The sequence below is a fragment of the Candidatus Thorarchaeota archaeon genome, from assembly GCA_021498125.1.
Classification (GTDB): domain Archaea; phylum Asgardarchaeota; class Thorarchaeia; order Thorarchaeales; family Thorarchaeaceae; genus B65-G9.
Genome location: JAIZWL010000001.1, coordinates 1178109 through 1193727, shown reverse-complemented (window position 1 = coordinate 1193727; position 15619 = coordinate 1178109). Strand labels below are relative to the sequence as shown.

Annotated in this window: 15 protein-coding genes; 9 read left to right on the top strand and 6 right to left on the bottom strand. The window is 46.3% G+C overall.

Annotated elements, in window-relative coordinates; all coding sequences use genetic code 11:
- Nucleotides 1-71 precede the first annotated feature (71 nt).
- Nucleotides 72-419: a hypothetical protein gene (locus K9W43_05735; protein MCF2136728.1), complete on the bottom strand. Its 348-nt coding sequence runs from the start codon at nucleotides 417-419 to the stop codon at nucleotides 72-74.
- A 421-nt stretch (nucleotides 420-840) separates the two neighbouring features.
- Between K9W43_05735 and K9W43_05730 the strand changes: the two genes are divergently transcribed.
- The 3 genes from K9W43_05730 to K9W43_05720 all read left to right on the top strand — a co-directional run bounded on the left by K9W43_05730 (nucleotide 841) and on the right by K9W43_05720 (nucleotide 2505).
- Nucleotides 841-1071, top strand: a complete 231-nt coding sequence (locus tag K9W43_05730) for a hypothetical protein (protein MCF2136727.1) — start codon at nucleotides 841-843, stop codon at nucleotides 1069-1071.
- Nucleotides 1072-1517: 446 nt separating this feature from the next.
- Nucleotides 1518-1661: a hypothetical protein gene (locus K9W43_05725; protein MCF2136726.1), complete on the top strand. Its 144-nt coding sequence runs from the start codon at nucleotides 1518-1520 to the stop codon at nucleotides 1659-1661.
- 73 nt (nucleotides 1662-1734) lie between these two features.
- Nucleotides 1735-2505: a class I SAM-dependent methyltransferase gene (locus K9W43_05720; GenBank protein ID MCF2136725.1), complete on the top strand. Its 771-nt coding sequence runs from the start codon at nucleotides 1735-1737 to the stop codon at nucleotides 2503-2505.
- On the opposite strand, the gene K9W43_05715 is transcribed toward K9W43_05720, so the two are convergent.
- Together K9W43_05715 and K9W43_05710 are read right to left on the bottom strand one after the other, a co-directional pair.
- Complete coding sequence (locus tag K9W43_05715) at nucleotides 2499-3740, bottom strand: polymer-forming cytoskeletal protein (GenBank protein ID MCF2136724.1); 1242 nt, start codon at nucleotides 3738-3740, stop codon at nucleotides 2499-2501. The two genes, K9W43_05720 and K9W43_05715, sit on opposite strands and share 7 nt — an antisense overlap.
- A 96-nt stretch (nucleotides 3741-3836) precedes the next feature.
- A complete protein-coding gene (locus tag K9W43_05710) occupies nucleotides 3837-4142 on the bottom strand; it encodes a hypothetical protein (protein ID MCF2136723.1) in 306 nt (101 codons plus the stop codon).
- A 116-nt stretch (nucleotides 4143-4258) separates the two neighbouring features.
- On the opposite strand from K9W43_05710, the gene K9W43_05705 reads away from it, so the two are divergent.
- From K9W43_05705 to K9W43_05695, 3 genes are all read left to right on the top strand, one after another.
- Complete coding sequence (locus tag K9W43_05705; protein ID MCF2136722.1) at nucleotides 4259-4996, top strand: hypothetical protein; 738 nt, start codon at nucleotides 4259-4261, stop codon at nucleotides 4994-4996.
- Between the two features lie 70 nt (nucleotides 4997-5066).
- Entirely contained in the window at nucleotides 5067-5705 is a 639-nt protein-coding gene (locus K9W43_05700; GenBank protein MCF2136721.1) for a flavodoxin family protein, read from the top strand.
- Complete coding sequence (locus tag K9W43_05695; protein MCF2136720.1) at nucleotides 5702-6271, top strand: cob(I)yrinic acid a,c-diamide adenosyltransferase; 570 nt, start codon at nucleotides 5702-5704, stop codon at nucleotides 6269-6271. The genes K9W43_05700 and K9W43_05695 overlap by 4 nt, the downstream gene beginning before the upstream one ends.
- A 499-nt stretch (nucleotides 6272-6770) precedes the next feature.
- On the opposite strand, the gene K9W43_05690 is transcribed toward K9W43_05695, so the two are convergent.
- Nucleotides 6771-8300 (bottom strand): AAA family ATPase, encoded by a 1530-nt coding sequence (locus K9W43_05690; GenBank protein ID MCF2136719.1) that lies wholly within the window; start codon nucleotides 8298-8300, stop codon nucleotides 6771-6773.
- A 163-nt stretch (nucleotides 8301-8463) separates the two neighbouring features.
- Here K9W43_05690 and K9W43_05685 point away from each other — a divergent pair, with 163 nt between their 5' ends.
- Nucleotides 8464-10170 (top strand): methylmalonyl-CoA mutase family protein, encoded by a 1707-nt coding sequence (locus tag K9W43_05685; GenBank protein ID MCF2136718.1) that lies wholly within the window; start codon nucleotides 8464-8466, stop codon nucleotides 10168-10170.
- Between the two features lie 91 nt (nucleotides 10171-10261).
- Here K9W43_05685 and K9W43_05680 read toward each other — a convergent pair whose 3' ends face one another.
- Together K9W43_05680 and K9W43_05675 are read right to left on the bottom strand one after the other, a co-directional pair.
- Nucleotides 10262-11635 carry a hypothetical protein gene (locus K9W43_05680; protein ID MCF2136717.1) on the bottom strand — a complete coding sequence of 458 codons (1374 nt, stop codon included), beginning with the start codon at nucleotides 11633-11635 and terminating at the stop codon, nucleotides 10262-10264.
- Between the two features lie 288 nt (nucleotides 11636-11923).
- Nucleotides 11924-12520 (bottom strand): hypothetical protein, encoded by a 597-nt coding sequence (locus K9W43_05675; GenBank protein ID MCF2136716.1) that lies wholly within the window; start codon nucleotides 12518-12520, stop codon nucleotides 11924-11926.
- Between the two features lie 182 nt (nucleotides 12521-12702).
- On the opposite strand from K9W43_05675, the gene K9W43_05670 reads away from it, so the two are divergent.
- Both K9W43_05670 and K9W43_05665 read left to right on the top strand, forming a co-directional pair.
- A complete protein-coding gene (locus tag K9W43_05670; GenBank protein ID MCF2136715.1) occupies nucleotides 12703-14229 on the top strand; it encodes an FAD-binding oxidoreductase in 1527 nt (508 codons plus the stop codon).
- Between the two features lie 66 nt (nucleotides 14230-14295).
- A complete protein-coding gene (locus K9W43_05665; GenBank protein MCF2136714.1) occupies nucleotides 14296-15600 on the top strand; it encodes a (Fe-S)-binding protein in 1305 nt (434 codons plus the stop codon).
- Nucleotides 15601-15619: the final 19 nt, after the last annotated feature.

The window sequence follows — 15619 nt, the reverse complement described above, 5'->3', positions numbered from 1 at the left end:
GAAAAGGGCCAGTGCTGCCGAGTTTCGATGACTGTGAAGACATGTCATCATAGGTGCAGGTAATAGAATACTTAGAACACTCGTATAATCGTGATAAATGCAACAACCAACACGAGAAGAAACCAGCACATACAAAACACAATCGCACACTTACAGCAAGTACTGCCTCGCCTCTTTTCGCCGATTTTGGCAACAGGTCGGGATGTTAACTCTCGCAGTCTAGAAAATTCTGGACGGATCGGTGCTCCGGCCCCCTCGGAAGTGACAGTTCCTTCGGGTTTGAAGACCCCAAAACCAGCAATGTATTCGAAGCGACCCCCGCAATGGGAACACGTGATCATTACAGACTCATCTGGACTTCCGAATGGAACATCCTCAATAGGTGCTCCGCAATATGGGCATACATCATGTTCGGCCATCGAAGATACACAACCTAGGGGGATTGTATGCATTAATATGGAATGGTTCATTTAAAACTAATCTTGTATCTACAGAACCAAACTTGAATTCATATAGAAACGGTATTTCATATTACTATACCAATCCTCGAATATTTAGTATATTCCCTGAACTTTTGCTTGAAAATTGTAAGCAACTGCATTCTCAAAATAACGGCCCACGATCAGATATCAACATATTTGTTCAGATTTTCAATAGCGAATCTAAACTAATAACACCATTATGTGACCATCCGCATCAATCAAATTATTGAAAATGAATATGTTGTTAGTGAATTGAGTGCCTGTAGAACAATTTAAGGAGTTCATTTCAAGGCTATAATACAGAAATAGAGAAATCTACCTCGGAGAAACCGGATATCTTTTACTGTCAGCATCGTGGATGCGCGATGTTATGATGGAGACCGAGAAGATTATCGGTGTTGACGGCACCTATGCTTTGTTTGATACTACTTCGGAAAAGACCGAACCTACGGAGCGAACATTGAGCGCGTTCAAGGATTTACCATTTGAACACAAAATCCCTGCACTTGCAACTATAATCGCTTTGTCCGGATCGGGGAAAAATGAAGATATTAGAGATGTGCAAAGACCTCTTCAGAATCAAACTTGAAAATCCCTCAGCGGTTTTCGGTGACGAGTACGAGGGGCAAGCCGATTCTCCGAGATGCTATTTTAACTCAAGCATTATTCCCTACTTTGAGGTAATTGCCAAAGTAGAGGGAGTTAACGAGCCATTGAAAGTATATGAGAAACAATGCAAAGCGATGGGCACGCCCTCTAGTATCTTAGTTATTGAGGTAGACCATGGATTTGAATAATCCTTCGACAGAAACTCTACAACCATTTCCTTGGTGAAACTGAAGTCTCAATCAAATCTAGTTGCAAAAGATTGGAAATAATATATAATGCATCAGACTTGAACGAAACTGCATAAATTTTATAAGAATAAAGTTGCAAGATATAGTTCGCATAAAACAACTTTTTATCACATCTCGTCAACTCTTCGCAGTTAGGGAATGGCCAATATTGGAACTTAATCATACAGGAGGTGTCCACATGAGCAATGAAATAATAAATATTCTGATGCCGCTTAGCGAGTGGCCCGAACTTGATCGAATGGGGGCCATAGTCAACAGAATGTCAACAGAGAAATCATTCATACCCCTAACAAAAAACGAAAAGAGTGAAGAGGAAGAGTAGGACGCTCTCAGTCCTACCATCCTCTGCCTTAACATAGGCAGGAGCAAGACTTCCTCATATGGACGAAATGAACATGGTAAGAGTCAAGCGCATGAATTATTATCAAGGTTATGATGCGATAGCCGAATACTACGACCTCTTTGCAGAAAATGATGATATAGCATTTTATCGAACTATTGCAGATGAATACGGGGGCCCTGTTCTTGATCTGGCGGCTGGAACGGGGAGAATTGCAATAGCACTGGCGCAAGCAGGTCATACCGTTACAGCACTTGAGATCTCACCAGCCATGCGAGAAATCATGAGAGGCAAACGTGCCAAACTTGACGAGGAGCAGCAGTCACAAATCAAAATTGTAGAGGGAAACATGATTGACTTTGACATCGGTATGCAATTTTCAACAATAATCATACCTGCATCATTTGGCCATGCCATGACCACCGAGGAACAGATATCGCTGCTCAAGAGCGTACGGAAACATCTTACGAAAGACGGAATATTCGTTCTCGATCTCTTTCCAGGGGGAGCCATGCCAGAACATGCCGAGTTTGAGAATGGGCCAGTCCAGATGACTGATGGAAGAATTGTTACAAAACGTGGTATAATCGACTGCGATTATGTCAGTCATCTATTGAGGCTGCAATTGACATACTCTGTCAGATTAAAAGATGGAAGTACCAAAACCATCGAGTGTGAAACTAATGCCGCGATCATCTTTAACCGGGAGGCGAATCTCCTCATCAAGATGGCCGGACTACAAGTCATCGAAGAGTATGGTGCCTTTGACAGACGACCATACTCTCCAGATTGTGGAAGAAGAATTCTCCTCTTACAACATCATTGAAATCCCAGAGGGTCTCTGTTAATGAGATCATCAATTGATGGGAGTGTATCGACCTTCTCGGGGGGATTTCGGAGTTCAACATCGTCTTCCATATCAAGAGTGTTGGTGTAGACGACCTTGTCACGGACTTTTACATCACGTTCAATGACTACATCATCACCATAGATTGCTCGCACACGGCTCTTCTCTTCAACACGAATTCGAGACCCATAGAGAAGATCGACACGGGATTTCTCGCGGATGAGAATGTCTTCGGCCTCGACGGGACCTATGACCTCACCTTTTCGCCCAATTCTAAATCGTTCGGCCTTGATATACTTCGCCTCAATTGAACCGCCAATGATCAGATCCTCGGCAATCACGTCACCTTCACAAGTCAGAGTACCACCAACCTGTAAATGGTCATCACAATGAATGTTCCCGGATACTGTGACGCGCCCCCCAACCTCAAGGCGATCGAGTGCGAGATTACCGTCCACAGAGATTGCCCCGCCAACAGAGATCTCGTCGCCTTTAGCATCACCTTCTAATTTGACAGTTCCCCCAACATCGATTCGGCCAAACTCGAGCTGCCCCTTTACCTCGAATGAACCTCCAACACTAACACGCTCAATCTCGGAATTCGATCCTACTGAGGCACTCCCACCTACAGAGAGCCGCTCAATTATAATTGCATCCTGCGCGGAGAACGAGCCTCCAACAGAGACCGATTCGATCTTGCCACGTATTACCTTTGCACTGCCGCCCACGGCCAGCTCTTCAATATCCGCATTACCATGAAGTCGAATAGCACCACCTGCGGCCACTCTCTCAGATGTGACATCGCCCTTAATGACAACAGAACCGCCGCCACTTATTTTTGTGGCCCGCGCATTCCCCGTGACCTTGACCGAGCCGCCTCCTTTTACAGCATCACAGTCAATATCACCATGAATCAAGAGCTGCTTGTCCACATCTATAGTCCGAGCCTTCACAGACCCCTCGACCTCCAAATCGTTCTTCTTGATGACAACCCCATCATCCGAGATAAGGTTACCCTCAATAGTGATGTTGCCCTTGGCCTCGATGGAATGAACTCGAAGGGAACCCCTGATGTCAAGGTCGCCCTTGATCTTGAGGCGCCCAGATATTGTGATGGTGTCGCCCTCGGAAGGAATGAGGGAACTGCAATCAACGATTTCTACGTCCTCATCCACAGTTCCGAGTTCAACTGTATTCTGTTTCTCAAACTTCATTGTGAATGTGCTCCAATGTATTTACAAGAAAAGAAAAGGAACTTGGGAATATAAGGTGGCGTCACATATGAGGGTCACAAATTGTGACTATCGGTCTCACATTCCAACAATTGGATCGGGAATAGGTACACCGACCAGTGTGGCGATTCTCTTGTAGAGTTCCAAGTATTGATGACCCTGAACGGTCACCTTGTAGAGTCGACGCCCATCCTCCTCATCTTCCTCGAGAAGCCCACGCTCTAGAAGATGATTGATGATCACCTTAGCACGATCCACTGGCATATTTGTTGACCGGGCGGCTCTTGTCAAGGGGCATTCTCCATAGATATAGATCACTCGGAGAATCTCAGCATAGATGTCGTACCGCGTCCGTTTTAGGGTCTCTGATTTTTTCTTTGGCACGAGCTGCACCAACATATGAACACAGTGCATTCATAAAAACTCGTTGTAGAGAGAAATAGTCCCTACAGAATAGACTTATGATGCATCATACGTACTCTAAGTAAGCAGGGAGTCCCATGATAAGGCGGGCGTTTATCATTAGACGCAATGGTGAGCCGATCTATGGCCGAAAGTATATAGGGGAGAAACCTGAAGATGATATTGTTTTACCGCCATCCATCCGTGCCTGTGTTATTCTCTTGGACTCTAGCAAAAGCGTTGCACCAGCCAGTCCATATGTGTTATCACAACCCAACAGTATCTGGGTCTACTGCTTCTTTGATACATTTGTAGTTGCTCTAGAGGGCACTCCTGATGAGAGAGTGGACTGGCTGAAGAGACGTGCACTGTCACTTGGAAGACATATAGTAGAACAGTTCAGTGGAACCTTTTCGACTTGGCCAGGAAACCCCGCGGACATAGAAGGGTTCAGTAAAGCCATTGACAACTATGTGCTGTTGGATCTCTCCATTCCGGCGGAGAAGGTCATAGAAAAGGTAGAGATCAATGTCGATAATATTCTCACGAAATATTCTGTAGCCTATGCAGGTGTCTTTGACGCCTTAGGAAATATGATTGGGGGAAATGTCCCCGAGGACCATATCAAAACAATTCGGGCTGAGATCCTCCACGATTCTGTTAAATCGTCCATCGATCTTGTTCCCACGACCATTAATGTGAAGGGGTATAATGTCCATGCCATCCGAGTCCGAACACTGACGGCTGTGGCTGCACCGTACCGAGAAGGAAGCAAACTCGCAGCAGTTCAGGCCGTTGGAGACCTCGCCCAACTTCTTGAAGCGACTTTTTCGTAGAGGCGAGCAGAAAGAGAAAAGTAGATGAAGACCTTGAACGACAGTGGACATACTGTTCGAGGTAACTGTTATGCTGATTGTTGGGATTAATGGGTCACCAAAGAAAGAACGTTCGAACACCAGATTTCTGTTGGAACAGGCTCTTGAGGGGGCCTCGGAAAAAATGGAGAGCTTGGGAATCGATTGCAAGACCATGCTTGTGAATCTGGCAGACTATGAAATCCGAAGATGCACGGGCTGTGATGTCTGCCTCAAAAAGAAACCCTGCCCTGAGAGTGCCAGAGACGATATGAATAAACTAGAAGACATAGTTCGACAGGCTGATGCGATCATCATAGGAGCTCCCTCGTATTTCACAACGGTACCGGGGATCTTGAAAGACTTCATCGATAGGTCTCGACCAATGAAGATGCTGGATCATCAGCTGAGAAACAAGGTGTTCGGAGCAGTCACATTTGCAGGACTGCGATATGGTGGCCAAGAAGTCGTTGCAGACTATCTCAACAGGTACGCCCTCACCCAAGGAATGATCGTCGTGGGGGGACTAGGTAATCCCATCACAGACGGTATCGCGGGTCAGGGAAGTATGCAGACGGATGAGGGAACATGGAGATCTTCGAAAAAAGATACACTCGCAATCAAAGGAAGCAGACTTCTCGGTGGAAGAGTCGCAGAGATCACAGCATTGATTGGAGGAACGGATAAGTGAGTCCCACCAGACCAGAGATTGAAGGACAGGTACAGATCTATACTGGCAACGGAAAGGGCAAGACCACCTGCGCGCTTGGGGCAGGGCTTCGAGCAGCAGGACACGGACTGGAAGTGCTCATGATCTGCTTCATGAAAGCAAAGGTCGCAGAACGGAGCGGAGGAACTGATGTGAACTACGGTGAATTCAGGACGACGGACCTCATTCCCAACTTCACCATAATCCCTGTAGGACGCCAGTCCTTTGTGAGTAAAGAGAACCCTGACCCCGTCGACATTCAGATGGCGCAGGATGGCCTCAAGATGGCGCAAGAGGCCTTACAGGAACACAAGTGCGATATGTTGATCCTTGACGAGATCAACGTTGCAGTGGAGTGGGGTCTCATATCTCTTGAAGACCAACTTGACCTTATCAAGATGCGACCTCCAGATGTCGAACTCATAATGACCGGACGATATGCGCGGCAGGAGATACTTGAGGCTGCTGATCTGGTCACCGAGATGACCGAGGTCAAACATTACTATGAGACGAAGAAGCTTCTTGCACGAAGAGGGTTTGAATTCTGATGAGGCTGGTTCATTTGCCAAATGACGCAAATTTCAGCATATCTGAAAGATTTGTACCTGATCGTTTGAGAACTATCCCGTATCTTCGACTTTGAAAATGCACATAACGTCTACGTAGTTCTTGAATCTCTCGTTTCACACCCGACTTGTGAAGAACTACAAATAAAAGAGGAATGTCTCGAAGAGTGAGAAGAGGTTTCGTCATCGTTTCAACTAACTGAATACTATTTTCGAATTTTTCAATAATTTCCGATGCTCTAAATCGTCTAGACTTTAACTCAACACATGCAACATAAAAGTTCAAATTACTCTCAAAGTAAATAATACAGTCACAACTTTTGTGATTTGTGTCAACACAATCTCCATCAATGATGAGATAAGGTTGCGAGCCGTTTTGATTAGTCGATGAGATTTCAAGTCACGTTTGATTTTCTTCACAACGATTTTTAATGCATGCATTATTGTAGCAGGAACGTATCTGCGGCAAGAGAGTCATTCATTATTCCTCGTCATGCCGTTGTCTTGCTAGTGCCGCGTCAATTAGTAATAATTTATCATATAATACACTGTGTACTTTTGAAAACTCCTCATCGGGGATTCCATCTTCTGTAATCGCCAATGGTTTCGTAATCACAAATCCATCATCATCAAATTCGAACAAAAAGATTGCCAGCTCATCTCTGTCAATCAGAACCGATGTATCAAGTGAGAGTTTTTCCAACTCGTCATCAGGGAGAGAAGATGCCATAACACAGAGATCAATTGCATTTAGGATATACTCGCTATGGGTCGTAATAAGAACATTAACGTTCTCACTCAAAAGACGAGCGAGCAAGAATGCGATTTTCATCTGATTGTGAGGGTGTAGATGAGACTCTGGTTCTTCGATTATGAGAAGAGAATCAGGTATGACATAGTACTTCAAATAGAGAAACAATGGGGCAAGCTCTGAAATCGCAGAAGAAACTCTATGAAGACCCATATGATAAGCGCCTTCAATAAATTCAAGCCGAGTAGCACCATAGCCATCTTGAACCGATTCTATATGGCCTTTCAGAATATCATCCTCGAATTTACCTACAATTTCTGCAAGAGGACCCATCTTATCAGGCATATCAACCAGATTTGCAAATAAATCTGCTAGTGATCCCGTAAGTGTTGGTTCTCGTGGATGTGAACGTTTTACAAAAGAAAGAGGCAAATCCCCATAAATAGTACGTGTCAGAGAACGATACGTTTGTAACGACCCGCCCCTTGCTGCCGGAAGATAATAGGCAATATCTCCAAAGGCGGAATGAAAAAGAATAGCCAATGCATTCCGAATAAAAACAATCATCCGAATGAAATCGACTGAGGGAGGTCCTTGGTTATCGCGAAGCATATAATTTTTGGCCAAGAGATTTACCAAGCCCTCATTGAGCTGAAGAATATCATCTAGATCACCAGATGATTTTGCTTTAATAATTTCATCACGATCAAAAGAGGGGACATCCGTCACAGCTACAGAAACTCTTGTACGGGGTGATGCCTTTGGAACGCTCGTAAACAGAATATCCAATTTCAAGTTGTTGCTTTCGATCTCCACTTGCATGGTTTCTGAGCCATGTCTAATTAAATCATCCAGATCACAGGCAAATCCACGGACAAGTAAATTCGTTATATTTTCTTCCAAATAATCTAATAATAGCGCTATCTCTCTGCGTACCGCATTTTTATCAACAGAAGTACCATAAACGGTTTCATAAAACATCAAGACCCAATTTATCAGATCGTTCGAAATATGAGAGGAGTCTACATGTTCATCGTCAACTGCCCGAGGGGACACGATAAATGAGGTAAGAAGACCATAATTAAACAGATTCACGAGGGAATTTATCAATGTCGCAGCATAAGATTTTCCGGCTTTATTTGGCCCAATAAAAATAGTAAAAGGAGTGAGTTCAATCTCTGCTTTTTTTATAGGACCAAAATTCTTAATCCGAATCATACGTGATTGGCCAGTTAATTCGACGTTTGACTCCAATTCCATTACAGTTCACTTAATTTAAGTTATGCGAATAACATTAGTGTTTCGGACAAGTTTCATCGCTCATAATAACTAAACCGAAATGATTCAAACTATTACTATTATAAATGGAATACTTAATAACCCGTATTTTAGAGAATAATTCCAAGAAGAGGAGATGCCCTCAATGGACAAGAAGGCAGATACCGACCCTGTATATGCAGAAGAGCTGCGTAAGATCCGAGAGGCCAAAGAAGGATGGGAAAACACCACCTTGGCCAAACATATCGAGCGTCATCCTGAGCGAAGGGAGGAATTCATCTCTACGTCGAGCACACCTGTACGACGAATATACACACCATTAGACATCCCGGATTTTGATTACCTAAGAGATCTCGGATTTCCAAGTCAGTACCCGTACACTCGTGGTGTACAACCCACAATGTATCGGGGTCGTATCTGGACGATGAGGCAATTTGCAGGAATGGGCACTGCTGAAGAGTCGAATGCGCGGTACAAATTTCTCCTCGCTAATGGTCAGACGGGTCTCAGTGTTGCCTTTCACTTGCCCACCATCTTTGGGCGCGACTCGGATCATCCCTTTGCATTCGGCGAGGTTGGAAAACTCGGCGTTGCTGTGGACACCCTCAAGGACATGGAGATCTTATTCGCGGGCATACCTCTTGACAAGGTCACAACATCAATGACCATTAATGCTCCAGCGTCAATCCTTCTTGCGATGTACATGGTGGCTGCTGCAAAGACCGGAGTTCCAGCAGACAAGATCGGCGGGACGATCCAGAATGATATCCTCAAAGAATACATGGCACAAAAGAGCTGGATTTATCCACCTGAGCCATCACTTCGGATCATCACTGACATCATTGAATATTCGACCGAACACATCCCACGATGGAACACGATCTCCATCAGTGGCTATCACATTCGAGAGGCGGGCTCAACCGCAGTTCAAGAACTTGCATTTACTCTACTGAATGGACTCACATACGTGGAGTGGGCAACTAAGAGGGGACTTGATGTTGATGCCTTTGCACCTCGCCTGTCATTCTTCTTTAATGCACATAATGACATCTTTGAAGAAATCGCAAAATACCGGGCAGCACGAAGGATATGGGCACGCGAGATGAAAGAGAGATTCGGGGCCAAGAAGCCACGATCCCTCTGGATGCGATTCCATACACAGACGGCAGGCTGCTCACTGACGGCCCAGCAACCCATGGTCAATATCGTTCGCACCGCATATCAAGCACTCGCCGCTGTTCTTGGTGGGACGCAATCACTTCACACAAACAGCATGGATGAGGCTCTCTGTCTGCCTACTGAGGATGCTGTACGAGTAGCGCTGAGGACCCAACAGGTGCTTGCTCACGAAAGTGGGGTTGCTAATACCATCGACCCACTTGCAGGATCATACTACGTTGAGGCTCTGACAAACGAGATGGAAGAAGCGGCATACAAGTACTTTGATCAGGTTGATGCGCTTGGCGGTGTCATCCCCGCCATTGAAAAGGGATTCTTCCAAAAGGAGATCGCTAACGCATCCTTCAGGTATCAGAAAGAGATCGAAGAAAAACGCAGGATCATTGTAGGAGTCAATGAGTACGTTCTTGAAGGCGAGGACATAGCGATTCCGGTCCTCAAGATTGACCCCGAGGTCGAGCGGAAACAGGTCGAGCGACTTCAACGAATTCGCCGCGAGCGAGATAACAAACGAGTTCAGGAAGCACTCGATGGACTCAGAAAGGCATCAGAAGGGACCGAGAATGTCATGCCCCACATTGTTGAAGCGGTCAAGGCGTACGCTTCGGTGGGCGAGATCTGTGATGTCTGGCGAGAGGTCTACGGGGAGTGGGAAGAACCCAAGATATTCTAACCGTAAGGGATCGGGTGACAGAATACTAAAAAAAGTCCGATTCTCATAAAAATAAAAAATGGCAGAACGAGTCTGCCATATAATCTAAGAATCACCGTTTTTTGGCGGCAATAGCCACAATTACAACAACAACGACACCGATGATGATGAGCTGAGTCCCAGTTAGTTTGAACCCAGTAGAAGTCGTGGTCGTGCCCAGATTAGTAGTAGCCGTATAGGTTGGATCCTGATAGATGCGCAGACCATTCCATTCAGGGAAGGACACAGCATACCACCACTGGCTACTAGCAAATTCGGCCGTGGAGTTATTGATGAGTCCTTGTACCGAATGATAGCGAGTCCGTACCTGCTCCGATAGACCATAGGCCATGTGCGCAAAGACCCATCCCGAAAACGGCGCTTGCCATGCAACAAGAGCGAATCCTGCACTGGGTGCGGCGACTAACGCATTCAAGGCGGTCTCATTATCTGATACAGTCGTCCAAGGATTAGTTGTCTGATTGATCAGAGAATAGCTCCGACCCAGACCGATATCAAAGGCACGTTCGTTGTCGTCACCAACCTTGATACTGATGTTATCAGTAAGTGGCTTTGTAGCCGTGGGAGGCTGCAGAGTGTGTCCGGTTGATGCACTGGTGACATTATACTTGGATGTAAAGACAGATAGATAGTGGACAGCGGATATCTCCATACTGGGAATAATCAATTCTTGAGGGTCGACATCCACGAAGTGGAAAAGTTTCCACTCTTGCGCCTTCTCCACCTGACCAATTGTGTATAGGGTCTCGGCGTGAACTGTACCATCAGCGTCAATGATTATATCGTATTGAACGGTCAGCTCACTAATCAAAACTCTCAGGAAGGGAATAGCCAGAGTCGCAAGGAAGGCCCCAGTTGAATCCGCAGAAACGATACGCGCAGTCAGATTTGTATATCTCATCCCAAACCTGTAATGATTATCGCTAATCTTTGAAACCGGAATGGATTCAACATTAGGCGTGTACTCTGGCCATGGATTGTCATTGCTCATTGGAACAACATACCATGCATGTTCATTACCGACATCCGGTAGATTGTTGTTTCCATAACTCTCGTTATGAATAAGCAAAAACGCAAAGATCGCACCTATGAAGACATCCTCGCCACCGGGAGTGACATAATGCATTCCGAACAATTGATAGGGGAGGATAATTTGCTTACCTTCACTTGTATTGATCTTGTTGAAGGCAAGAAGGAATGCTTGGAAGTCATCGACATGAACATAGGACGCGGTAAACGTTGCGTTTGCACCGGAGGTCTTGAGCACAATCGAACTATTAGTCCAATACTCTTCAGCAAAGGTATGACCGAAGACTGCCGCTTCGTCGCCTGGCGTATAGGCGGCGGCCATTGGACTATAAACTATTGGCGTGACTAGAGTAATCATAGCTAGTAACGCGAGTAGACGAAGTCTCGGACCTGTCATCTGGTGTTCACCAACAGATAATATCCGCGCGAAGTAATAAAAGAAGACTGTATGAATCATCGTGTTGGTACGCGCTCTTTATCAGAGATCACAGGTTCATTCTTTTTCAGACGCCAACAATCAATACACACGCGTCGTCCAACAAAAACGCGCTTCCCAATGCGCTCAATTGTTCCACAGCTCTCACATGACATATCGATGATATTACTCATTCCTGATATGAATAAGGAGATAGTGGCGGAAGTAAAGACGCCAGATACACCAAGTCTACTAATAGAAGTGATCCGATTATGTGAGAACCTCTCTAAAGATCTGCACTATGGTCGCGCTACATTTCTCAGCATCACGAGTTGTCAATCCATAGACAGCATCCACACCGAGCCAAGCTGCAACCTCCTCAGGTGCTTTAGCGTCATCACGGTCCTGCTTGTTTGCAAATACAATGATCGGTCGGTCTCGAAAAGAGAGATGTGCCTCCTGAAAGTGGGCAATGGCATCATCACGCTGGTCAACATCAGACGAGTCGATTACAAGAAACACAACATCTGTGTTACTACGCATTGTGTCCCGAACAAACTTGAAATGAAGAGGACCCGGTACTCCACGTAGTTCAATCTCCTTGATGACAAAGCCATCATATGTTTCGGCAAGATAGTCCTTCTTTGGAACTATGAGACCAACCTCATCTTCGCTCTTCCGAATCCACATGATTCGACCAAGATCGAAGCCAGTCGTGGTTGAGCCTGGCTCGCCACGATATGGTTTGGGGAGCGGCCGGTCTACCGATATTGCATGGGGATCTAACGTATGGACCAGAGTAGTCTTTCCAGATTGAAAAGGCCCAGTCACATAGATTTTGTAGTCATAGGGTTTTAGTGCGGTCATCGTTCGTCTGTTCCGAGGTTGTTGTTGGAAACCGGAGGTGGCGAACAAAATATACAATGAAAATGGAATATAAAACAGTTCGGTGGCCGAGTTCCCGTCTTGCGATGCCTATTTATGAGGGAATTCCCATGGCCGTGACTATATCGAAGATGATATGCTGCTGATGAACGGAGGATAACCGAGTGACTGTGAAATACAATCACGTGACCGACGATGTGGTCAAGAAGCTGGTCTCCATATGTGGCGAGAAATACGTCACGACTAGCGAACCTCTTCGCCACTCGTACATGGCACGAGGCATCATGGGACTAGAAGCAGTCTTACCCGAGGCAATAGTCAGACCGGAAGACGCTCATCAGGTCTCTGAGATCCTTGTTCTTGCCAATGAAAACCTGATACCTGTGACCCCCGCAGCCGGTGGACTCAGCGGAGGATTCGCCCTCCCTGCCATCGAGCCGGGTGGCATCTACATGGACATGACCCGGATGAATGGACTCCAAGTAGATGTAGAGAACAGAGTCATGATTGTTGAGCCGGGTCTGAAATCCGGGGACGCATGGCGAATCTTCAAGACCAAGTATCCGGAATGGGCACCACCAATACCAGATGGCGCACCACCCGCAGCTACGGTCCTTGGAGATGCTATCGAACGAGGGTTCTCACTTGTGACTGGTGTCTATGGACCACAGGCAGATATGATCATGGGACTTGAGGTCGTTCTTCCAACAGGAGAGATCTTTAGGACAGGCTCGTGGGCCCTTGATGGTGCAAAACCATACTATCGATGGGGACCCGGCCCAAACCCGGATGGCCTATTCCTCGGCTCCCAAGGATCCATGGGTATTATCACAAAGGCTGCAATCAAGATGATCCCCCATCCACACTTCAAGACGGTGGTGGCGTATGGCGGAAAGAGCTGGGACGACATCATCAAACCCACATGGGAGGTCTCGAAGCATGAGATGGGCATCGCGGAACACACCGTCATGGTGCAGGGTGGCAACTGGCCCCTTGTCATGACCAGATGGCCCAAGACCAACGTTCCCTTAGACTACGAGTTCTACAAGAAAATCGGAATCAGTGAGTATTGGATGAACTACGAGATCTGGGCGTGGACTGAAGAAGAACTCGAAGATACCAAGAAGGGTATTGATGAGATCTACAAGGCATACGAAGTCAAGGCGAAGACCGAATGCCCGCAATGGAAGCTTCATCCAAAACAGATCGCATCACGACTGAAGAAACCGAACAAGATTGCAGTATCGTATTCGCTGTGGCAGGCTGGATTTCTCTTCATCACATGGTACACACCATGGCTTGAATCCGCAAGAATGATGGAAGAGTACTGTGCAAAGATGGAAGAGTACGGATTCCCACCAACTATGTGGGTCGCAAGTATCGATCATGGAAGACAGGCAATTGTCATGCCCATTCTGTGCTTCAACTCCACCGAGCCAGGAATCTATGATAAGATCCGTGAGTTCAACCTTGAAACGACTCGCTCCTTCCTCAAGAAAGGATGGTTGAACTACAGACCAGATCCATTTGTGCATGCGCCAGAGACCTTCTCGCGGACACCCGAGTATTACAACATGTTACTCAAGTTCAGAAAGGTTCTGGACCCCAACTTGATTCTGCATCCGGGACGCCTTGCAATTCCATGGGAGTCAGTCACTGACTTGCCCAGTCCCGTTAAGGATGGTAAGTAGGAGGAGAATAAAGTTACAGCTCGTAACTCTTAATAGCCCTAAAATTAAACGGAGGAATGAATCAAGATGACAAGTTTGGAAGAATTGCGAGAGATCAATTCGCGCTGCATTCACTGCCGGGCGTGCCAGTATGCATATTCGGGAGAACCTGATCGTGAGGGCGAAACCGAAGAATACACCGGAATGCTGCAAGGATGTCCTGCGGGAATCTACTACGGCTGGGAAGGCTATTTCAACTCAGGCAAACAATGGATGGCCAGAGCATTTCTGAACGGTGAGATGAAGGCCAGTAAAGAACTGCTGGAAGTGGTAGAGGCCTGTACAACTTGTGGAATGTGTGAAAACCAGTGCCCGAACTATATCGATACTGTTCATGTGACAGAGGAGCTGAGAGCAGCCATTATCGAGGCGGGCATCGAACCCCTCAGCAAGCACAAGGCCCTGGCTGAGAGAGTCCGAAGAGATGACATGCGAAACCCGTACAATGAACCGCGTGATCAGAGAACTGCGTGGTATAATGGAAAACCCGATGAACCGGGGAAGAAGGTCGCATACTTTGTTGGCTGTACTGGAGCATATCGACAGCAACATGTCGCTCAGCGGACCGCAAGTATCCTGAAAAAGGTCGGGATTGATTTTACGATCCTGAGTAAGGAGGTCTGCTGTGGTTCACCGCTACTGAGAACGGGTCAGAAAGAGATCTTCAAGCAGGTCATGGAAGAAAATCTTGAGATGTTCAAGGACTTTGATCTGCTCGTCTTTAGCTGTGCAGGTTGCTACAAGACCTTTAGAAATGACTATCCTAGAATCAGTGGTAAGCCACTACCATTCAAGGTAAGGCATACAGTAGAATTGATCTACGACCTGATCCAAGAAGGAAAGTTGAACATCAAGAAGGAATATGCGAAGAAGGTCACGTGGCACGACCCATGCCATAGCGTACGTCATGTCGGAATCGCCATTGAGAAAGAGATTCTAGCCAACAGTGACAACTGGCTCATGGACAGCCGCAAGGCGGAGAAGGCAAAGGAGGAACACTACAACATTCCACGAGTAGTGCTCAGCAATATCCCCGGCCTCGATCTACATGAGATGTATCGTATCAAGGGTGACTCCTTCTGTTGTGGAGCTGGTGGCGGTGTCAAGTCACAGTATCCGGACATGGCATTGTCTACTTCTAAGGAGCGACTTAGGGAGGCTGCCTCAACTGGTGCCGAGATCCTCATGACATCGTGCCCATTCTGCATAACTAACTTCCAAGATGCAGTCAAGGCACTCAAGAAGGAAGAAGAAGAGACCGGAGAGAAATTGGCTGGCTCTGACCTGAAAGTCGTGGAGCTTCTCGAAGTACTTGATGATCTGATTGAATAGTCTATGAGGCCAGCATTGA